Raw genomic sequence first — 20,518 nt, 5'->3', positions numbered from 1 at the left:
AATGGTACTTAGGCGCGCCGTGTCTCCAACAGGCGTAACCAGAACTCGCTCACCGCGGGAAATGCGGGCACCGCGTGCCACAGGGTTGCCAACGGCACCTTGCCGACCACCGCGATGGTGGCCGGGTGCAGCTGTTCGCCCGCCTCCGGACCGACGAAGGTGGCGCCCAGCAGCGTGTCGGTGGCGGTGTCGATGACCAGCTTCGCGTGGCCCGCGAAGTCGTTGCGCGCCAACGAGGAACCGGCAACGGAGATGTCGAGCTCCACCGTCTCGACGTCATGGCCCGCGTCGCGAGCGGCCGCTTCGGTCAATCCGACGGACGCGACCTCAGGGGCGGTGTAGACCACCTGCGGGACCTGCCCGTGGTCGGCGCTCGCGGTGAACCTGGCGTCGGTGAGCGGCCTGCCCTCCGCGCGGGCCGCGATCACGTCGCCGCACACTCTGGCCTGGTACTTGCCCATATGGGTCAGCGCGGCACGGTGATTCAGATCGCCGACGCAGTACAGCCAGTCACCGTCCACGTCACGCGCGGTCAGCTGATCGTCGACCTGCACATAGCCGTCCTTCAGCCCGACGGAGTCCAGGCCGAGGCCCTCGGTCGCGGGAGTGCGTCCGGCGGCCACGATGATCTCGTCGGCCTCGATCTCGGTGTCGCCCTGCGCGCTGTGCAGCTGCACGGTGACCGGGCCACCGTGAATCCGTCCCTCGCCGGTGTCCTTGGCGTCGGGTCGGTGCACGCTCGTCGGTTCGGTATTGAGCAGGACGTGCACGCCGCTGCCTTTCAACGCCGCGATCACCCGCTCGCTCGCGAACGGTTCGGCGGCGGCGAGCAGCGCTTCGCCGCGCACCACCATGCTGACGTCCGCGCCGAGCGCGGCCAGCCAGGTCGCCGCCTCGCAGGCCACCACGCCGCCGCCGATGATCACCACGCGGCCGGGGACCTCGTGCAGGTTGGTGGCGTCGCGGGAGATCCACGGCAGCGCGTCGCGCAGGCCGGGCACGTCCGGGATGCTCGCCCGGGTGCCGGTGGCCAGCACCACCGCGTGCCTGGCGCGCAGCACCTGTCCGTCGACCTCGACCTGGCGCTCGCCGACGAGCCGCCCGGTGCCGCGGACGACCTCGATGCGGTGGTCGCGAGCCCATTTCACCTGCGACGCGTCATCGTGATTGCTGACGAAGTAGTCGCGTCGCCGCAGCACGGCCTCGACGTCGAGGCCGGTCGCGCTGAGTCCGTCCATGGCCTGCGCGGTGGCCAGCACATGGCCGGGCCGCAGCAGCGCCTTGCTCGGAATGCAGGCCCAGTAGGAGCATTCGCCGCCGACGAGTTCGCGTTCCACGATCACGGCGGTGCGGTCGCTCCCGGCGATGGCGTAGTCGGCCGCGTTCTCGCCGGCCGGGCCGCCACCGATCACGATGACGTCGTATTCGGTAGGTGCGCTCGGCATGGCGATTACTGCAGGTAGCCCTCGACCTGACTGGGGGAGCTCGGTTCGGCGGTGTCCGGCGACTGGCCCTGATCGATCCGCGCCCGGCGGTGCCGCAGCAGATCCCACGCCTGATCCAGCATCACCTCGAGCTCGGCGAGCTGCTGGCGTTCCGCCTTCGGGTCCAGGTCACCCTTGGCGGCCTGGGCGCGGAGCTCGTGCTCCTGGTCGACCAGTGCCTTGATGCGGGCCAAAACGTCCTGTTCGGTCATGTCGACCATGCTACGGCCGCGCCAGGCACTCGGCGGCTATCGGCACCGCCGTGGCCAGGTCGGGCCAGGAGAGCGCGGTGTAGCCGAGGGTGACGCCGAAGTGGTGGCGCCGCGGACCGAGGTGATAGCGGGCCAGCGCGTCCAGCGCGACGCCCCGTGCGCGGGCCGCGGCGACGCTGCGATCCTCCGCTTCGGCCGAGGCGAGCGGCACCACCACGTGTGAGCCCGCGTCGTCACCGACTACGTCGAGCCCGCGGCGGCGCAGCTCGGTCACCACGAGAGCCCGGCGCGGCGGCAGCGCGCGGCGCAGTCGGCGCAGATGCCGGGCCAGATCGCCGTGCGCGGCAAGGGAAACGAAGACCTGCTGACCGGCCGGGCTCGGGCTGGTTCCGGTGCGGTGCCGATGCGCGACGACCGCGTCGGCGATCTCCGGTGCGGCGACCAGCCAGCCGACGCCGAGGCTCGGCGAGAGGATCTTGCTGGTGGTGCCGAGATGCACGACGACGTCCGGTGCCATCGCGGCCAGCAGGGGCAATGGTGCAGTGTCGTAACGCAATTCGCCGTCGTAGTCGTCCTCGATGATCAGCAGTCCGGCGCGGCGCGCGTGCTCGACGAGCTCGACCCGGCGTGCGGCGGGCAGCCGGGCGCCGAGCGGAAACTGGTGTGCCGGTGTGCAATACACGGCCTTGATATTCGGCGGCAGCAGATCGACGCGGAGTCCGTGCGCGTCGACCGGGACCGGCAGCACCCGGACTCCGGCCGCCGTGAAAGCGCCTGCGGCGCGCTGATATCCCGGATCCTCCATGGCGATGGCGTCGCCGGGGGACAGGAGTGCGGCGGCGAGTTCGCCTACGGCGGAACTGGTTCCGGCTGTGGCGAGCAGCACCGTCTCGCTGCCCGCACCGAGACCGCGATGACGCAGTAGATGTTCGATGATCGCCGCGCGGTAGTCCTGCTCACCCGCGCGGTCCTTGCGCACCAGCGGGGACAGGTCGGCCGCGGCCCGCCAGGCGCGGCGCCACGCGGGACGATCGATCGCGTCGGCGCAGGGCGCGCCGGGTTCCAGGTCGAGCAGGGTCGGACCGGCGCTCGTGCCGTCGGATGGGAGTGCGTGTGGGGGAGCGGCGGGTGGCGCGGTGGTCAGGTAGGTGCCGGAACCGCGCTTGCCGCTGATCCAGCCCTCGGCGTGCAGCTGATCGAAGGCGGCGGCCACGACGGTGCGGCTCACACCGAGCCGTTCGGCGAGGGAACGCGACGACGGCAACCGGTCGCCACCGCGCAGCAGACCGTTGCTCGCCGCGGCCCGCAAACCATCGGCGACCTGCACCGACAGTGGCTCTGGCAGTGCGCGGTCGAGGTCGAGGGGTAGTTCGTCGAGCACCGGTCACCTCACGAATGGACTGTGCGAATTTCCTTGAATTGGCACTTTCATAATGCCACTTCTCGACCGATCCTGGTCATATGACCCAATCGGCCAACCTCAGAACCCCGCTCTCGCCGACCCCGCGCAGCACGCTCACGCGGTCGAAGGAACGAGCACGGAATGAGCGAGCGGATCTGGACGCGGTCCTCGATGCCGGTCTGGTCTGCCACCTCGGCGTGCTGCTCGGCGGCGCGCCGGTCGTGCTGCCGACCATCTACGGACGCGACGGCGACACCCTCTACGTGCACGGTTCGACCGGCGCGGGCAACCTGCGCGCGGTCTTGGCCGGGGACATCTCGGTCGCGGTCACCTTGGTCGACGGCATCGTCTACGCCCGCTCGGCGTTCCACTTCTCGATGAACTTCCGGTCCGCTGTGGTGCACGGCCGCGCGGTGGAGGTCACCGAGGCGGCGGACCGGTTGCACGCGCTCGAGGTGATCACCGAACATGCCGCGCCGGGTGCCTGGTCGCGGGTGCGCCTGCCGAACAAGAAGGAACTGGCCGCCACCGTCGTGCTCGCGCTCGATCTCACTGAAGCGTCGGTGAAGGTCCGGGCCGGAGGTCCCAACGACGACCCGGCGGACATCGAGGACGGCGGTGTGTGGGCGGGTGTGCTGCCGATGCGCCAGGTGTGGGGCGAGCCGATCGGTTCGGCCGACCTCGAGCCGGGGCTCGCGGTGCCGAGCGAGGTGCTCGCGCGCGTCGAACCCGGCCTCGTGCCGGTGCGGTGAGGTCGACACGAATCTGTTTGCCTGAACATAGCCAGGCGGCGGGTAGATCGGACCCTATGGTGGGGTGGTTGCTCATGTTTCGCACCACCTCACCTGGGCCGGAGGCAAGTGTGTCGAGATTCCGAAAGACCTTCGCGGCGCTGGCCGCCGTCGTTGCCGTGGTTGTCGCGATGGTGATCAGTCTGACGCTGTACCAGGTGCAGAAGGAGCACGGCCAGACGATGCACGTCATCGGCGACACGGAGGTGGCCGACCGTGTCGACGTGGAAGTGGCGATCATTCGGATCGACGCCGCCGTCCAGGAACTGACGGTTCAGGTGGTGCCGTCGCCGCACGGCGCACTGGCCGACGAATTGGGCCGATTCCGTACGGACGCAACGATTTACACCTCCGGCATGAAACCGGACCCGATCAAGGTCAAGGCGGGCGACCTGATTTCGGCGTCCGAGATTCGGATCGCCATGGGCGGCGGCGGAATGATCACCGACTATCCGTTCGACAAGTACCGCGCGCACATTGCTGTCGTCGCGGACAGTGGCGACAAGTCCGTGCCCGTGGTGGTCAACATGTACAGCCTCGACGCGTTCTTCAAGATCGTGCCGAAGGCGGACGACGAGCAGTACGGCGACGCGATCGGCACCGCGGTGACGGTCGCCCGGTCGACCGCGTCGCTCACCTTCGCGCTCTTCGTCATTGCCCTGATGCTCGGATTGGCTTTGGCCGCAGCGACTGCGGCGTTCTATGTGCTCGCGGGTCGCCGCGGACTCATCTGGCCCGCCAACACGCTGATGGCGGCCGTGTTGTTCGCGATGATTCCGCTGCGCAACGCGGTGCCCGGTGCGCCACCGATCGGATCGGTGATCGACTTCGGGTCCTTCTTCATCGCCGAAACCGTGGTGGCGCTGTCGTTGATCTGCACGGTGCTCGTCGGCTATCGGCACGAAATCGTGAAGGAGCGCACGGAGGTGTAGGGCGTCGCCTCGGTCACCGATGTAGTTGCCCGGTAGAGCGGGTCAAGGTTCGCACGCCAAGGAATCGGGCCCGGTACTTGTGCATCGGACGGGACAGGGGGCTTGGGCGCGTGCACTAAAGATGTTGGCTGGAACTGCCTATTGTGCGGATAGGTTTGTTTGTGCAAACAATGTGCGGGTGACTGCTGCCCCCGATCCCACCGCGCTGGCCGACTTCTCCGACTCCCTGCGGGCAGCGTTGCCCGAGGTTGCTCGCGACGTGCTATCCGGGGTGTTCGGCGAGGTGCCCTCGTATCGGGAGTTGTCCGCCGACTCGACCGGACGGGACCTACCGCTGGCCGCCGAGGCGAATCTGCGGCTGTTCCTGCGGTCACTGGCCGAGGGACGGGCGCCGCGCGGGGACGAGCTGACCGAACTGATCGACATCGCGGTGCGGCGAGCCAGGGCCGGGATCCCGCTGGACACCGTGCTTTCGGTGTATCACCACGGCGCGATCGCCGCCTGGAATTCGGTGTCCGCCATGGCGACGACGCCCGAGCAGCGCGAACAGCTCTTGGCCGCAGTGCCTTACGTGCTCGGCTACCTCGGTGCGGTGACGCCCGGCGTCGCGGGCGCGTACCTGCGTGAGCGTCAGGATCTGCACTGGGAGCAGCGGGAGGCCAGACGCGCGGTGGCGCAGGCGCTGGTGCACGGCAATCCCGTCGACCTGCTGGCCGAACGGTTCGGGATCTCGCTGGATGGTGGGTTCGACGTGCTCGTTTTCCGGGTGGCCGAGCAGGATTCGATCGGCGGGAACCGGCCGGTGCTGCGCATTGTGCAGACCGAGATCGATGCGGTGTCCAGCCGGGTGCTGAGCAGTGTCGAGCGTGGCGGTGGTGTGCTGCTGGTGCCGGGCGGGGAAGGTGAACTCGGCACTGCGCTGGACGTTTTCGTCAATCGGGTCGCGCAGGGCACCGGTGTGCGGACGGTCGCCGGGTTCGCGACTGCCGCCAGCGCGGACGACGTACCCGCGGCGGCGGAGGAGGCGGGTGAAATCGCCAGGCTCGCATACCAACTCCGCCGACCGACTGCGGTGTACCGGATGGCCGACCTGGCCTTGCAGTACCAACTCGCTCGCCCTGGTCCAGCCCGCTCGTGGCTGCTCACGCTGCTCGATCCGCTTCGTGATCAGCCGCATCTGCTGGAAGCGCTGCGTGCGCTCATCGCCAACGACTACAACCGTCAGCAAGCTGCCGCAGCTCTTGTCGTGCATCGCAATACGCTCAACTACCGCCTCAACCGGATCGGCAAGGTAACCGGCTATGACCCGAACCGGCCGGACCATGCCCAGTTGTTTGCCGCCGCGCTTACCGCCAGCGATATCGACGCGATGGAATGACGGCCGCGGTATTACCAAGCGCGAGCGTGCAGGCCGTGGTTCAGCACGGTCTGCTGCGCCAAACCTGCTAGTGCCGTGGAGGATTCGATCGCTGTTGGATCGAGACTGACCAAGGACAGGAGGTAGTCGTCGGCGATGCGGCAGAGATAGCCGGACAGACGGGTCCTGGGGAGCTGCGCGGCGGTCAGGCCCGGGTGGATGGCGCGGGCGGCGACGCCGAGGCAGCGGTGTGGGCCCAGTGTGCGCAAGGTGGCGGGCAGGGTTCCGATGTTGGAGCACAGGATGTCTCGCTCACCGGCTCCCTTGGATAGCCGGTAGGCCCAGCGGTCGGGGATTACCTGGAGGAGCTCCTCGGGCATGCCGCCGGGGCTGGACATGCGGTGCTCGTATGCGGCGCGTGACTTCTCGCGGATCGTCGAGGGGGTGTCGGTGTGGTCGATCGTGATGTCGGTCATCGCCAGGTCGTTGTCGACCCGTGGTTCGTCGCGGGTGTCGACGGGGAGGCTGGCGGCGATCGTGTCCTGCTGGAAACCGCTGGCCCACAGCATGTTTGCGATCAGCGAGATGAACAGGCTGTTGGCGGTGCCGTTCTGTGCGGCGGCCGCACGGTCCCAGTCGGCCACTGCGCATTGCAGTATCGCGCCGTGCGTGGGCGCGGACCCGCTGGCGAGGTTGCGTGGAGTCGCTTGGCGCGGCTGGTTTGGAATTCCGTGTCGCAACGCTCTGGCTGTACCGCGCAATACGATCGACCACTGCCTGCTCGCATCGGACCAGTCCGACCGGGGTGCCGATGAACTCGTCGATTGGGCGGTCAGGGATGTACCGCCGAGCGCGTCGTCCGCTGCGAGAACCAGTGCTCGACCATCGGCGAGAGTATGCGAACAGGTAAGGGAGACAAGAGAACCGCCATCATCCAGAGCTACGGCGGACAGTCGCCAACCGGGACCGAATTCAGGATCGAGGTCGGCGCCCTGTGTATCCGCCCACGCCATGAGCGCTGTGGTGGGGATCGGCTCATCGATGAGTACGAGCGGATAGGCGCGGGTATTGAGCTGCCAGGAACGTCGGGCGCCCGGCACACGTGGCCGAATCACCCGCCGTCCCAATGGACCGATGCGCAGCGCCGCGTGCACGTCATGCAGCAACTGCGGGTCGATGCGGTCGCCGGTACGCCACAAGCCTTGCAGCGCAATGGGAGTGCCGAGGCCACGGTGGGTGCGCAGGAAGATCTCGTCGACGACGCTCAACCGGCCCATCGGGCGCACGGCTACACCTCGCTCTCGACCGCGCTCGGTTGCCCTGCGCCGATGGTTGTTTCGCTCACTACACCGTCTCGTCCGGCACAATCGTGCCCGATGGCTCGCCGTGTAGTCGGTTCACCCGCTCACGCCCGCGCGCCGTGTCGCCCCTCGCCCGAGGCGAAGCGCTGAGCTCCGTCCAGCGCGCCGTTGGTCAGTGCGGCGATGCCGTGCCGAAGCTCGTTGCGCAGCGCGGTCTCCTCGTCCATGCCGTCCTGCTCCAGCAACGACATGCGGTCCGAGCGCAGACAGACCTGCGGCAGCGCGGCCAGTTCGGCGGCGAGTTGCTCTGCGGCACTGCGGGCTTCGCCGGTCGGGACGACGCGGTTCGCCAGGCCGATCTGCAATGCCTCGGCGGCGTCGACGGGACGGCCGGTGAGCACCATGTCCATGGCCCGGCTGGAGCCGATGAGGCGCGGCAGACGCAGCGTGCCGCCGTCGATGAGCGGCACACCCCAGCGACGGCAGAACACGCCGAAGGTGCTGTCCTGCTCGGCAACTCGCAGATCACACCACAGTGCGAGCTCGAGCCCGCCCGCGACCGCGTAACCGGAGACGGCGGCGATCACCGGCTTGGACAGCCGCATTCGGGTCGGACCCATCGGTCCGTCGCCCTCCTCGGTGACCACATTGGACCGTTCGGTGCCGAGACCCTTGAGATCGGCGCCCGCACAGAAGGTCCCGCCGTCGCCCCAGAGCACGGCCACCGCCGCGTCGGGATCGGCATCGAACTCGCGGAAGGCGTCGGCCAGCGCCGCCGCGGTCGGTCCGTCGACCGCGTTGCGTGCTTCGGGCCGATGCAGGATCACCGTGGTCACCGGTCCCTGACGCTCGATTCGTACGCTCACGATTGCACCTCACTGGTTCGCTCAGACACGACCCCGACCATACGCCGTAAAACCCCCCTTGTGGCAAGAAATGAATTCATGGTTCACTTCTTCTGTGGCCTACCGCAGAACCCCCGCCGTGCAGGCCCGCCTGGACGCCCAGGCGGGGCTGATCGTGCAGGCCGCGACCAAGGTTCTGTCCAGCGCGGGCTACGCCGGGCTGTCCATGGCGGCCGTCGCGGCGGAGGCGGGCGTGGCCACCGGAACCGTCTACAAGAACTTCGCGGGCAAGGCCGATCTGGTCAGCGCGGTGTTCCGCAAAGTGGTCGCCTGGGAGGTAGCCGCGGTGGCCGCCGCGAGCGCCGAGGGCACCGCGATCGAGCGGGTGACCGCCGCGGTGGAGACCTTCGCCGGGCGTGCGCTGAAGAATCCGAAACTCGCCTACGTGCTGCTGGTCGAGCCTGTCGACACCATGGTCGACGCGGAACGGCTGCATTTCCGCCGCGCCTTCGCCAAAGCCTTCGAATCGGCTGTCGTGGAAGGTGTTTCGCGCGGCGAGCTGCCCGCACAGGACGCGCGGACCAGTGCGGCCGCGTTGGTCGGCGCGATCGGCGAGGTGCTGGTCGGCCCGCTCGCCTCGGCGCCACACGGGGAATCCGTTGTCCCCGAACTCATTACCTTCGCATTGCGCGCACTCGGGGTGCGCGCGGAGTCGAGCGGTTCGGTCGCTCGGCAGGAATCAGGAGTGTCCGATGCAGACGCATGAAGTCTTGAATCAGGTACCCGACATCGCGCCGTTCGATGTCTCGCGGAATCCGGCGCTGCTCGAGGGCCTGCACCGCGAGGGCGCGGGCTGGGCCGAGGCGGAGGTGCGTGAACTCGGCGTGCTCGCAGGCGGATCCGAGGCCCAGGAGTGGGGGCGTCTCGCCAACGAGAACCCGCCGGTGCTGCACACACACGACCGCTACGGCAATCGGATCGACGAGGTCGAGTTCCACCCGCACTGGCACGACCTGATGAATGTCGCTGTGTCACACGGCCTGCACGGTTCGCCGTGGCTGGACGACCGGCCGGGCACACACGCGGCCCGCGCGGCGAAGTTCTTCACCTGGGGCGCCGCCGAGGCCGGGCACATGTGCCCCATCTCGATGACCTACGCGGTGGTGCCCGCGTTGCGGCACAACAAGGAGCTGTCCGCGAAATACGAAGCGCTGCTGGGCTCCCGGGTCTACGACTTCGGGCTGCGCGAGCCGTCGTCGAAGGCCGGACTGATCGCGGGCATGTCGATGACCGAGAAGCAGGGTGGCTCCGACGTCCGCGCCAACACCACGACGGCGACACCGCAACCCGACGGCACGTATCGGATCGTCGGGCACAAGTGGTTCACCTCGGCCCCGATGTCGGACATGTTCCTCACACTGGCCCAGGCGCCCGGCGGCCTGTCCTGTTTCCTGCTGACCAGGGTGTTGCCGGACGGCACGCGCAATCCCATTCGCATCCAACGGCTCAAGGACAAGCTCGGCAACAAGTCCAATGCCTCCTCGGAGATCGAATACGAGAACGCCACCGGCTGGCTGGTCGGCGCCGAGGGCGCCGGGGTCAAGACCATCATCGAGATGGTGAACATGACCAGGCTGGACTGCGTGATCGGCTCGGCGACCAACATGCGGACCGGCGTGGTGTTCGCCGCGCATCACGCCAGGCATCGAGAAGCGTTCGGCGCCAAGCTGATCGATCAGCCCGCCATGCGGAATGTGCTGGCGGACTTGGTGATCGAGTCCGACGCCGCGACCACGGTGATGATGCGACTGGCCGGTGCCACCGACCGCGCCACCAGTGACCCGGCCGAGGCCGCATTGCGGCGAATCGCGCTGGCGGTCACCAAGTATTGGGTGTGTAAGCGGGCGCCGTCGCACGCGGCCGAGGCGCTGGAATGCTTCGGCGGCAACGGTTATGCCGAGGAATCGGGTATGCCGCGGCTCTACCGGGAGGCGCCGCTGATGTCCATCTGGGAAGGCTCCGGCAATGTCGCGGCGCTGGATGCGTTGCGCGCCATGGGTCGTCAGCCGGAGACGGTCGAGGCGTACTTCAACGAGGTCTCGTTGGCGCGCGGCGCGAACCCGCGGCTCGACGACGCCATCACCCGGGTCGGCAAGGAGCTCGCCGACCTCAGCGATATCGAGTTCCGCGCCCGCCGCATCGTCGAGCTCATGGCCCTGGTGCTGCAAGGCGCGCAGCTGGTTCGGCACGGACATCCGGCCGTCGCGGATGCGTTCTGCGCCACCAGGCTCGGCGACGATTGGGGCATCGCCTTCGGCACCCTGCCGACCGGTGTGGACACCGGAGCCATCCTGGAACGCGCATTCGTCTGAGCTTGTTCCGCTGCTCTTCGATAACCGGAATGGATTGGGTAGCAGCGGTTCTGGCATGTTCAACGACGTAATTGTTGATCTTTGGCATGGGTACAGAGTCGTACCTCCAACGACTCGGGATGCGAAAAGCGTTCTCTCTGAGCGAATTAGCGGCCGGTTTCTCGGCAGCTGAGCTCGATCAATACGATTGAAGTAGGTGTGCGTCGATGGGTAAGGCGTTGCTACGCCCGACATCGTTGAATTCGAAAGATATTCGCGCATAACACTTCAGGGTCCGGTTCAACCCGTTAGCTCGAAGATTCCCAGCCTCGTTGAACCTTTCCCCAGTCTCGTCTCCAGTCGAGTTGACCGCTCGTATGTGGTTCTACTTGGTCATGAAACCCACACATAAACGGGCGGGTAGAAATACCGCCTTTGCGATAATTGCCGTCGGGGCAATGATCTTCGCGTCTGGCCCGGGTGCCAGCGGTCAGCCACCGACTAGTCCATCCGCACCGACGGGTTCCGACCTTTCGTCCGTGCCGAAAGAAGTGACGACAGATCAGCAAGGCGCGGTCCAGCAGGTGGTCCCCAAGGAGCCGATCAAGGCTCCGGCGGGAACGGCCGCCGAAGCACCGGCCGCGGCGCAGGCGCACGCGAACGGTGTGCAGAAGGCGCTCGGCGGAAATGGCGATACCGCCGGTGCTCTGGTCGTGGAGTCTGTGTTCCAGGTTGGTGAGGGATCCACGGTCCGACTGCGTCAGGAAATCGACAAGGTACCAGTGTTCGGCGCATCGGCGGCACAGTCGCTGACCAGCGACGGTTCGCTGATCTCGGTGACCGGTTCGCTGTCGAAGAAGTCGCAGGGCAAGTTCTCCTCGACGGCTCCGTCCGCCGCGGTGCAGGCGACCGCGCTGAAGAAGGTTGCCGAGCAGAGCAAGGCGGCGCCCGACCAGCTGAGCGTCACCGAGACGAAGGCCTACTGGTACGACGCGAAGCTGGCCGCCAAGGACGAGGCGCAGACCACCGCCGTCCCGGCGTTCAAGGTCGACATCACCGGTGTCAGCGCCGACAAGAAGGGCGAGCCCGCCACCTGGGTCGTCTTCGTCGACGCCAACAGCACGGGCAAGGTGCTGGACAGCTGGAGTGAGACCAAGCACCTCAACCGGGTCGTGTGCGACAACGCGAACCGGCGCATCGACCCCAACCGGGCCGGCTGTGGCACCGGCAGCATCCGCTCCACCAGGTCGGAAGGCCAGGCTGCCAGCGGTATCGCGGATGTCGACAAGATCTACGACTTCCTCGGCAACACCGAGCGGTTCTACGCGCAGTACACCAAGGTGCCGAACCTGACCAACCTGATCGGTTCGGATACCGGCGACGGCAAGGGTAAGGCACTGCGCGCCACCGTCCGGCTCTGCACCACCACCGAATGCCCGTACCAGAACGCCTTCTGGTCCGGCAGCTACATGGCCTACGGTTCGGGTCTGACCACCGAGGACATCACCGCACACGAGCTCACCCACGGCGTGACCCAGAACACCAACGGTCTGGTCTACCGCAACGAGCCGGGCGCGATCAACGAGTCCATGTCGGACGTCTTCGGCGAACTCACCTTCCTGGTGGACACCGCCAACACCTGCAACACCGCCGCCAACCGGTGGAAGCTCGGTGTCTGCAGCTCCATCGGCGTGATCCGGGATATGAAGAACCCCAAGGCATACCAGGATCCCGACACCTACAAGGGCCAGTACTGGTACGCCGGTAGCGGCGACAGTGGCGGCGTCCACACCAACAGCGGAGTGGGCAACCGGACCGCGTCGATCATCACCGACGGCGGCACCCTCAATGGCGTGACCGTCACCGCGCTCGGCATCCCGAAGACCGCCGCGCTGTACTGGACCACGCAGACTCTGCTGTCGTCCAATTCCAACTACGGTGCATTGTCGACCGCGCTGAAGAACGCGTGCAACACCAATGTTCGTAACAACACCGCGGGAACCACGGCCGCTGACTGCGTCCAGGTGGCCAATGCCACCAAGGCGACCAAGCTGCCGCAGCTGGCGACACGCGACTAACAATCACTATCGGTAGAACCGAACGTCTCACCGCGCCCATCATGGGCTCGGTGAGACGTTCTTTTGTTGCTGGACCGCGATTGTTTCCAGCACTCGCTCGACCAGTGCCGTGTCGCAGTTGTTCGATCACCTTCGTCAATTGCCCGTCGGTCACTCGGAACTCGGGCCGGCAGTACAGTGGCACCGGTGGACAGGGCGTATGCCGAAACATCGTTGAGCGCGCTGGTCCGACGGGTGCACGAGCGTGCGGACGGCCGCGGTGGCCGGTATCTGCTCGGCATCGTCGGACCGCCCGGCGCGGGGAAGTCCACCCTGTCGGTGCGGCTGCGCAATGCGCTCAACGTCGAATCGCGGATTGCCGAGATCGCGCCGATGGACGGCTACCACCTGACCAATGACGTATTGCGCGCCGCGGGAAGCCTTGCGCGCAAAGGCGAACCGGACACCTTCGATACCGCGGCCTTCCTCGCCAACCTGCGCAGGCTCCGGGACACCCCGATCGGCGAACCGGTGCCGTGGCCGACTTTCGACCGCGCCATCGACGCTCCGGTCCCCGCGGGCGTCGTCTTCGATCGGCAGCAGATCGTGCTCACCGAGGGAAACTACCTGCTGCTCGACGATGTCGGGGGCCGGGAATGGTCGGCGGTGCGCAAGCTGCTGGACGAGTGCTGGTACCTCGATGTGCCGCGCAAGCTGATCGAGGATCGGTTGGTGCGCCGCCACATTCGCGGCGGGCGCACTCCCTCGGCGGCCAGAGTCAAGGTGCGTGACAGCGACCTGCTGAACGCCGACCTGATCGGCACCACGAAAGCGCGAGCCGATCTGGTGCTACGGCAGCAGGGTCGGCGTTACGAGGTCGTGCCGCGCGGGTCTACTTCTTCGCGCGATACCAGCGGATGAGCGCGTCGGTGGACGAGTCCCCTTGTGGCGCAGGATCTTCCGGCGAGGTGAGCAGCGGTGCGAGTTCGAGCGCCTGCTGCTTACCGAGTTCCACGCCCCACTGATCGAAGCTGTCGACGCCCCAGATGGTGCCTTCGACGAACACCTGATGTTCGTAGAGCGCGATCAACTGGCCGACGACCGACGGGGCGAGCAGCGGTGCGAGGATGGTGGTGCTCGGCCGGTTGCCCGGCATCACCTTGTGCGGCACCACCTTCGGGTCGGTGCCCTCGGCCGCGATCTCCTCGGCGGTCTTGCCGAACGCGAGCACCTTGGTCTGTGCGAACAGGTTGCTCATCAGCAGGTCGTGCATGCTGCCGGTGCCATCGCGGGTGGGCAGATCGTCGGTGGGGCGGGCGAAGCCGATGAAGTCCGCCGGGATGAGGCGGGTGCCCTGGTGCAGCAGCTGGTAGAACGCGTGCTGGCCGTTGGTTCCCGGTTCGCCCCAGAAGATTTCGCCGGTGGACGTGCTGACCGGGCTACGGTCGGCGCGCACCGACTTGCCGTTGGACTCCATCGTGAGCTGCTGCAGGTAGGCCGGGAAGCGGGCCAGATCGTTCGAATAGGGCAGCACCGCACGGGATTCCGCGCCGAAGAAGTTCGAGTACCAGACGCCGAGCAGGCCGAGCAGCACCGGCGCGTTCGCCTCGAGCGGCGCGTTCGCGAAATGCTCGTCCACGGCGTGCATTCCGGCGAGGAACTCGGCGAAACGCTCCTTGCCGATGGTCGCCATCACCGAGAGACCGATCGCGGAGTCCACCGAGTAGCGGCCGCCGACCCAGTCCCAGAAGCCGAACATGTTGGCGGTGTCGATGCCGAAGTCGGCGACCTTCTCGGCATTGGTCGAGACGGCGACGAAGTGCTTGGCGACGGCGTCCTCGCCGAGCGCGCCGACCAGCCAGCGCCGGGCGGCGGTCGCGTTGGTCAGCGTCTCCAGGGTGGAGAAGGTCTTCGAGGCGACGATGAAAAGCGTTGTCGCCGGGTCGAGTCCGTCGAGCTTGGCGACCAGGTCGGCCGGGTCGACATTGGACACGAACCGCGCGCCGATGCCCGCGTCGGCGTAGTGCCGCAGCGCCTGGTAGACCATCACCGGCCCGAGATCGGACCCGCCGATGCCGATATTGACCACGGTGCTGATGCGTTCACCGGTGGCGCCGCGCCATTCGCCGGAGCGCAGCGCGTCGGTGAACTCGCCCATCCGCCGCAGCACCTCGTGCACCTCTGCGCCCGCGTCGACACCGTCCACCAGCACCGACTCGCCCTCGGGCACGCGCAACGCGATGTGCGCGACCGCGCGATCCTCCGAGGTGTTGATGTGCTCGCCGCGATACATCGCGTCCCTGCGCTCGGCGACCTTCGCCTCGCGCGCCAATTCGACGAGCAGGCCGAGGGTTTCCCGCGTCACGCGGTGTTTGCTGAAGTCGATGTGCAGATCCGCCACGTCGAGGGTCAGTGCACGGCCACGGGACGGATCGTCGGCGAACAGCTCTCGCAGGTGCCGCCCCGCGATCGCGTCGAAATGCTCGTGCAACTTCCGCCAGGCCGCCGTCGCGGTGATGTCGCTGCTCACGCTCGCCGAGGTTACTCACCGCCCGACGGCGGCGCACGGCAAACACCCCCGGAGACTCGGTGAGAACTGATGCGGCGCGGCCTACGCTGGCCTCATGGTGTCCGAACGCGAAGTTCTCGAATCCGTCCCGACGCAGCTATGGATCGGTGGGCCGGTGGCCGCCACCGGTGGTGGCACGTTTCCGGTGCACAACCCGGCCACCGGGGAGGTGCTGACCCAGGTCGCCGACGCGACACCCGAAGACGCGGTGCGCGCGCTCGACGCGGCCGTCGCGGTGCAGGCCGACTGGGCTGCGCGGCCGTCGCGCGAACGCGGCGAGATCCTGCGCACCGTCTTCGAGCAGATCACCGCGCGGGCCGAGGAATTCGCGCTGCTGATGACCCTGGAAATGGGCAAGGCGCTGCCGGAGAGCCGCAACGAGGTGAAGTATGGCGCGGAGTTCTTCCGGTGGTTCAGCGAGGAAGCTGTCCGGGTGCACGGGCGCTACCTGCACGCACCGTCGGGCACCGGCCGGATCATGGTGCACAAGCAGCCGGTCGGGCCGTGCCTGGCGATCACGCCGTGGAACTTCCCGCTGGCCATGGGCACCCGCAAGATCGGCCCTGCGCTGGCCGCAGGCTGCACGATGATCGTCAAGCCCGCCTCGGCGACGCCGCTGACCATGCTGTTGCTCGCCAAGCTGTGTAGCGAGGCGGGGCTGCCGGACGGGGTGCTCTCGGTGATCACATCGAGCCATTCCGGTGCGGTGACGCAGCCGCTGCTCGACGATCCGCGGCTGCGCAAGCTGACCTTCACCGGATCCACCGAGGTGGGCAAGAAGCTGGTGGAGAAGTCGGCGAACGGGCTGTTGCGCACGTCGATGGAGCTCGGCGGCAACGCGCCGTTCGTGGTGTTCGACGACGCGGACATCGACGCGGCCGTGCAGGGTGCCATGCTGGCGAAGCTGCGCAACGGTGGCGAGGCGTGCACCGCGGCCAACCGCTTCCACGTGCAGAACGGCGTGCTCGAGGAGTTCACCAGCAAGTTCGTCGAGGCGATGGCCGACAGCGTGACCCTCGGCCCCGGCACCGACCCGAACACCACCCTCGGCCCGCTGATCAACGAGGAGCAGCTGAACACGGTCAGCGAGCTGGTCGAGGACGCCGTCTCGGTGGGTGCCAAGATCCGGCTCGGCGGCAAGGCGCCGGGCGGTCCCGGCTGGTTCTACCCCGCCACCATCCTCAGTGACATCCCGCCGCAGGCCAGGATTCTGCGCGAGGAGGTCTTCGGCCCGGTCGCGCCGATCGTCGGGTTCGCCACCGAGGAGGAGGGCATCGCCGCGGCGAACGACACCGAATTCGGTCTGGTCAGCTACGTCTACACCCGCGACCTGGACCGCGCGTTGCGCGTGGCCGAGGGCCTGGAGTCGGGCATGGTCGGCGTCAATCGCGGCGTAATCTCCGACCCCGCAGCACCTTTCGGCGGCGTCAAGGCCTCGGGCTTCGGCCGCGAGGGCGGCAGCGAAGGCATCGAGGAATACCTCTCCACCAAATACATCGCCCTCAGCTAGCGCGGGCGGAGACGAAACGACCGCCCCGGGGTGATGAACACCCGGGGCGGCCTTGGGGATGCGGTTGTCGTACTTTTTGCCGCATGGGTCTAGGGCCGCGCGAAGCGGCCGACAGAGGAGGGGTCGTCAGTGACCGAGGCGGCCGCGGCCGAGGCGCAGCAGGAGCATCGCGAGCGTGTGGCCTTCCTGGCCCAGTTCGCTGAATCGCTCCAGCACCTTCATTTCACGGTTGTGCACGAGGCGGGGCCCGCCAGAGGCCATTCGGGTGCGACCGATGATCCGGGAGATCTCCGTGCGACGCTTGATGGCGGCGAGGATCTCGGCATCGAGGCGATCGATCTCCTTGCGGAGCTTGTCGATCTCCGCGTCGCTCTGCGGCAACGCCGAATCGGACCCGGTCGTCGTGGCGGGGGTGCTCATCATTCATCTCCTCGTGTCAGAACATGGATCGGCGGGTGAGCCCGGCTCGTTACCGATCGGTTCTTTCACCGTGAAACAGACCTGGTAGGGGCCTTCGAATTGTCCCCCCAGGATGTGCGCTCAGATACAGGTGCCGCGATCACGATATCCGGTCGGTAACCGAAACGGATGTATCGCGTGGGCACTCATCATGTCGCCAGTCTGCCACGGGCCGGTAGGTATGCAAAACATTTCGTTTTGTGAATCTGCTGAGAAGCAGGACACGGAATGGTCGCGGCGCCTGCCTGGGGAGTTCACCCTCCGTTCGCCGGGGTGGTACCGAACTAGGGGCGCTTGCGAGCCGCGAATGCGCGAGGCCGCTCATCGAGGTGACCCGGGGCTTCAACTCTGTCGGTGTGCGCCGGTAGCGTGGATGGGCGATGGACATCACGGTGGCTCCCAAGACGCAGGCCGGTCGCGCCCTGCAGCCGGATTCGACACAAAAACCGCAGGTCACCGGTGGTAACGCCGACGAAGCGGTCAGGCCTGTTGAGGAGGTGCGTGCGGTGCGGGAAACGCAGCGAGCCGCTGTCCCCGAGCCACCGCCGTCGGCCACCGAACTCGAACAGCGGCGTGTCGAACGGGAGCGTCGGCGCGCCGAGGAAGCCGTACACCTGCTCGACGGCCTGAATCCGCAGCAGCGGGCGGCCGTTGTGCACAGTGGCGCACCCCTGCTCATCGTGGCCGGCGCGGGTTCCGGCAAGACCGCCGTGCTCACCCGGCGCATTGCATATCTGCTCGCCGCGCGCGGCGTGACGCCCGGCCAGGTGCTCGCGATCACGTTCACCAACAAGGCTGCTGCGGAGATGCGGGAGCGGGTAATCGGCCTGGTCGGTCCGCGTGCGAACAACATGTGGGTATCCACGTTCCACTCCAGTTGTGTTCGCATCCTGCGCATGCAAGCCGCCCTGCTGCCCGGCTTGAATTCGAATTTCTCCATCTACGATGCCGATGATTCGCGGCGACTGCTCACCATGATCAGCCGCGACTTCGACATCGATACCAAGAAATACACGGCGCGGCTGCTGTCGACCGCGATCTCGAATCTGAAGAACGAACTGATCGGACCGCAGCAGGCGGTCGCGGATGCCGAGTCCGACGAAACCGAACTGCCCGGCTTGGTCGCGCGTGTCTACGTCGAATATCAACGGCGGTTGCGCGCGGCGAACGCGCTGGATTTCGACGACCTGATCGGCGAGACGGTGGCACTGCTGCAGCATCATCCGCAGGTCGCCGAGTACTACCGGCGCCGGTTCCGGCACGTGCTGGTCGACGAGTACCAGGACACCAACCACGCTCAGTACATTCTGGTGCGCGAGCTGGTCGGCCATCACCGGGAGGACCGCAGCGAGGATGAGGCGCCGCCGAGCGAGCTGTGTGTGGTCGGTGACGCGGATCAGTCCATCTATGCCTTCCGCGGCGCGACCATTCGCAATATCGAGGAGTTCGAGCGCGACTTCCCGGACGCGGAAACCATTCTGCTGGAACAGAACTATCGCTCCACCCAGCACATTCTGTCCGCCGCCAACGCGGTGATCTCGCGCAACGAGAATCGGCGCGACAAGAAGTTGTGGACCGATTCCGGCGAGGGTGATCTGATCACCGGTTACGTCGCCGACAACGAGCACGACGAGGCCGCGTTCGTGGCGCGCGAGATCGACAAGCTGGTCGATCAGGGCGAGGCCAACTACGGCGACGTCGCGGTGTTCTATCGGACCAACAACAACTCCCGTGCGCTGGAAGAGATCTTCATCCGGATGGGACTGCCGTACAAGGTGGTCGGTGGCGTCCGGTTCTACGAGCGCAAGGAGGTGCGCGACATCGTCGCCTACCTGCGGGTGCTGGAGAACCCCGAGGACGCGGTGAGCGTGCGCCGGATCCTGAACACCCCGCGCCGCGGTATCGGCGATCGGGCCGAGGCATGCGTTGCGGTGCACGCCGAACAGCGTGGCATCGGCTTCGCCGCGGCGCTGCGGGACGCGGCCGACGGCAAGGTCGCGCTGCTGAACACCCGCGCGCAGCGGCAGATTGCCGGATTCCTCGATCTGCTCGAAGAGATCAGGGCGGCGGGTGTGCAGGAGAACCTGGACTTCCCCGACGTCGGCAACGTCGTCGACGCGGTGCTGGAACGCACCGGCTACCGGGCCGAGCTGGAGGCGTCCGACGATCCGCAGGACGGCGCCCGGCTGGACAACCTGAACGAACTGGTCAGCGTCGCACGGGAATTCAGTTCCGAGGCGCACAACAACGCGGAGGCGGCCCGGGAAGAGGGGCTGCTGCCGGAGGCGGCCGAGGGCGAGCCCGATCCCGGGTCTCTCGCCGCGTTCCTGGAGCGGGTCTCGCTGGTGGCCGACACCGATCAGATCCCGGACGAGGGCACCGGCGTGGTCACGATGATGACCCTGCACACCGCCAAGGGTCTGGAGTTCCCCGTCGTGTTCGTGACCGGCTGGGAGGACGGTCAGTTCCCGCACATGCGGGCGCTGGGCGATCCGACCGAGCTGGCCGAGGAGCGGCGACTCGCTTACGTCGGCATCACCCGGGCCAGGAAGCGGCTGTACCTGACCCGCGCGGTGGTGCGCTCCGGGTGGGGTCAGGCGGTCTCCAACCCGGAATCTCGCTTCCTGCAGGAGATTCCGGATCATCTGATCGACTGGCGGCGGCTGGAGCCGACCGGGTCCGCGGCGACCCGTGGTATTCGTCGGCGTGGTGACGACGACCGGATGGAACGTGATTGGACCCGCGGTGACGGCTGGTCCGAGCAGCAGCGGCCCGGTGTTCGCGGCGGAGACCGTGGAACGCGTCGTCCCGCGCCCGGTGGTGCGGCGCGCAACAACGCCAATCTCGTGCTGGCCGTGGGTGATCGGGTCAGTGATGACAAGTACGGGCTCGGCAAGGTGGTCGCTGCCGAGGGGTTCGGCCCACTGGCGACGGTCACCATCGACTTCGGTTCCGCGGGCAAGATTCGTCTCATCCCGCAGTACAGCAGGACGCTGGTGAAGCTGTGACCCGTCCGCAGCGGTGAGCGCACATCGAGGCGAGTCGAATGGTCGCTAATCGATCTTCAACAGCGACCATTCGACTCACCTCGATTTCCGGAGCTCTCTCAACCGGACCACAGCCAGTCCTCACGCTGGGACTCAGGCATTGCCCATCACAGGCCGCGGAAGAGAAGGCCGGGTACCCACCTGACGTGCTCAGCACTACTCGGTCATCCCCTGGGTAGGTGTGCTGGCTCGGATGAGTAC

16 protein-coding genes are annotated in these 20,518 nt (G+C 67.2%); 9 read left to right on the top strand and 7 right to left on the bottom strand.

The genetic code is table 11. The annotated features are described in order from the left end of the window. Positions 1-8 precede the first annotated feature (8 nt). The 3 genes from ACQPW1_RS44045 to ACQPW1_RS44035 are packed head-to-tail and all read right to left on the bottom strand — an operon-like array spanning position 9 to position 3,077. Positions 9-1,445 carry a dihydrolipoyl dehydrogenase family protein gene (locus tag ACQPW1_RS44045; protein ID WP_433659466.1) on the bottom strand — a complete coding sequence of 479 codons (1,437 nt, stop codon included), beginning with the start codon at positions 1,443-1,445 and terminating at the stop codon, positions 9-11. Positions 1,446-1,450: 5 nt separating this feature from the next. Then, the gene (locus ACQPW1_RS44040) at positions 1,451-1,696 is read right to left on the bottom strand and encodes a DUF2630 family protein (RefSeq protein ID WP_433659464.1); all 246 of its coding nucleotides are present in this window, start codon (positions 1,694-1,696) and stop codon (positions 1,451-1,453) included. 10 nt (positions 1,697-1,706) lie between these two features. Continuing rightward, positions 1,707-3,077 (bottom strand): PLP-dependent aminotransferase family protein, encoded by a 1,371-nt coding sequence (locus tag ACQPW1_RS44035; protein ID WP_433659462.1) that lies wholly within the window; start codon positions 3,075-3,077, stop codon positions 1,707-1,709. Positions 3,078-3,157: 80 nt separating this feature from the next. Between ACQPW1_RS44035 and ACQPW1_RS44030 the strand changes: the two genes are divergently transcribed. The 3 genes from ACQPW1_RS44030 (at position 3,158) to ACQPW1_RS44020 (ending at position 6,199) form a co-directional block, all read left to right on the top strand. Continuing rightward, complete coding sequence (locus ACQPW1_RS44030; protein ID WP_433659461.1) at positions 3,158-3,850, top strand: pyridoxamine 5'-phosphate oxidase family protein; 693 nt, start codon at positions 3,158-3,160, stop codon at positions 3,848-3,850. A gap of 110 nt (positions 3,851-3,960) precedes the next feature. Next, entirely contained in the window at positions 3,961-4,821 is an 861-nt protein-coding gene (locus ACQPW1_RS44025) for a DUF4436 domain-containing protein (RefSeq protein WP_433659459.1), read from the top strand. A gap of 178 nt (positions 4,822-4,999) precedes the next feature. After that, complete coding sequence (locus tag ACQPW1_RS44020) at positions 5,000-6,199, top strand: PucR family transcriptional regulator (RefSeq protein ID WP_433659457.1); 1,200 nt, start codon at positions 5,000-5,002, stop codon at positions 6,197-6,199. Between the two features lie 11 nt (positions 6,200-6,210). On the opposite strand, the gene ACQPW1_RS44015 is transcribed toward ACQPW1_RS44020, so the two are convergent. Together ACQPW1_RS44015 and ACQPW1_RS44010 are read right to left on the bottom strand one after the other, a co-directional pair. Next, positions 6,211-7,455 (bottom strand): hypothetical protein, encoded by a 1,245-nt coding sequence (locus ACQPW1_RS44015; RefSeq protein ID WP_433665510.1) that lies wholly within the window; start codon positions 7,453-7,455, stop codon positions 6,211-6,213. A gap of 128 nt (positions 7,456-7,583) precedes the next feature. Next, positions 7,584-8,345, bottom strand: a complete 762-nt coding sequence (locus ACQPW1_RS44010) for a crotonase/enoyl-CoA hydratase family protein (protein ID WP_433659455.1) — start codon at positions 8,343-8,345, stop codon at positions 7,584-7,586. A 94-nt stretch (positions 8,346-8,439) separates the two neighbouring features. Here ACQPW1_RS44010 and ACQPW1_RS44005 point away from each other — a divergent pair, with 94 nt between their 5' ends. The 4 genes from ACQPW1_RS44005 to ACQPW1_RS43990 all read left to right on the top strand — a co-directional run bounded on the left by ACQPW1_RS44005 (position 8,440) and on the right by ACQPW1_RS43990 (position 13,653). After that, complete coding sequence (locus ACQPW1_RS44005; protein WP_433659453.1) at positions 8,440-9,090, top strand: TetR/AcrR family transcriptional regulator; 651 nt, start codon at positions 8,440-8,442, stop codon at positions 9,088-9,090. Continuing rightward, positions 9,077-10,696 carry an acyl-CoA dehydrogenase family protein gene (locus tag ACQPW1_RS44000; RefSeq protein WP_433659451.1) on the top strand — a complete coding sequence of 540 codons (1,620 nt, stop codon included), beginning with the start codon at positions 9,077-9,079 and terminating at the stop codon, positions 10,694-10,696. The genes ACQPW1_RS44005 and ACQPW1_RS44000 overlap by 14 nt, the downstream gene beginning before the upstream one ends. Positions 10,697-11,214: 518 nt before the next feature. After that, positions 11,215-12,753: a M4 family metallopeptidase gene (locus tag ACQPW1_RS43995; protein ID WP_433659449.1), complete on the top strand. Its 1,539-nt coding sequence runs from the start codon at positions 11,215-11,217 to the stop codon at positions 12,751-12,753. Positions 12,754-12,939: 186 nt separating this feature from the next. Next, the gene (locus ACQPW1_RS43990) at positions 12,940-13,653 is read left to right on the top strand and encodes a nucleoside/nucleotide kinase family protein (protein WP_433659447.1); all 714 of its coding nucleotides are present in this window, start codon (positions 12,940-12,942) and stop codon (positions 13,651-13,653) included. Here ACQPW1_RS43990 and pgi read toward each other — a convergent pair. Then, positions 13,625-15,262 carry a glucose-6-phosphate isomerase gene (pgi, locus tag ACQPW1_RS43985; RefSeq protein ID WP_433659445.1) on the bottom strand — a complete coding sequence of 546 codons (1,638 nt, stop codon included), beginning with the start codon at positions 15,260-15,262 and terminating at the stop codon, positions 13,625-13,627. The two genes, ACQPW1_RS43990 and pgi, sit on opposite strands and share 29 nt — an antisense overlap. Positions 15,263-15,356: 94 nt before the next feature. Here pgi and ACQPW1_RS43980 point away from each other — a divergent pair, with 94 nt between their 5' ends. After that, positions 15,357-16,811, top strand: coding sequence for an NAD-dependent succinate-semialdehyde dehydrogenase (locus ACQPW1_RS43980; protein ID WP_433659444.1), 1,455 nt, complete (start codon positions 15,357-15,359; stop codon positions 16,809-16,811). Between the two features lie 126 nt (positions 16,812-16,937). On the opposite strand, the gene ACQPW1_RS43975 is transcribed toward ACQPW1_RS43980, so the two are convergent. Next, on the bottom strand, positions 16,938-17,231 hold the full coding sequence (locus ACQPW1_RS43975) for a chorismate mutase (RefSeq protein WP_014988338.1): 294 nt from the start codon (positions 17,229-17,231) through the stop codon (positions 16,938-16,940). Between the two features lie 419 nt (positions 17,232-17,650). Here ACQPW1_RS43975 and pcrA point away from each other — a divergent pair, with 419 nt between their 5' ends. Continuing rightward, the gene (pcrA, locus tag ACQPW1_RS43970; protein WP_433659441.1) at positions 17,651-20,278 is read left to right on the top strand and encodes a DNA helicase PcrA; all 2,628 of its coding nucleotides are present in this window, start codon (positions 17,651-17,653) and stop codon (positions 20,276-20,278) included. Positions 20,279-20,518: the final 240 nt, after the last annotated feature.

It is taken from the genome of Nocardia sp. CA-128927, assembly GCF_050955855.1.
Classification (GTDB): Bacteria; Actinomycetota; Actinomycetes; order Mycobacteriales; family Mycobacteriaceae; genus Nocardia.
This window is presented reverse-complemented; position numbering and strand designations above follow the sequence as displayed.

Coding starts and splice junctions, on each gene's coding strand:
- pcrA (WP_433659441.1), top strand. CDS start 17,651: ATGGACATCACGGTGGCTCCCAAGACGCAGGCCGGTCGCGCCCTGCAG.
- ACQPW1_RS44030 (WP_433659461.1), top strand. CDS start 3,158: ATGACCCAATCGGCCAACCTCAGAACCCCGCTCTCGCCGACCCCGCGC.
- ACQPW1_RS44015 (WP_433665510.1), bottom strand. CDS start 7,455: ATGGGCCGGTTGAGCGTCGTCGACGAGATCTTCCTGCGCACCCACCGT.
- ACQPW1_RS43975 (WP_014988338.1), bottom strand. CDS start 17,231: ATGAGCACCCCCGCCACGACGACCGGGTCCGATTCGGCGTTGCCGCAG.
- ACQPW1_RS44040 (WP_433659464.1), bottom strand. CDS start 1,696: ATGACCGAACAGGACGTTTTGGCCCGCATCAAGGCACTGGTCGACCAG.
- ACQPW1_RS44045 (WP_433659466.1), bottom strand. CDS start 1,445: ATGCCGAGCGCACCTACCGAATACGACGTCATCGTGATCGGTGGCGGC.
- ACQPW1_RS44000 (WP_433659451.1), top strand. CDS start 9,077: ATGCAGACGCATGAAGTCTTGAATCAGGTACCCGACATCGCGCCGTTC.
- ACQPW1_RS43980 (WP_433659444.1), top strand. CDS start 15,357: ATGGTGTCCGAACGCGAAGTTCTCGAATCCGTCCCGACGCAGCTATGG.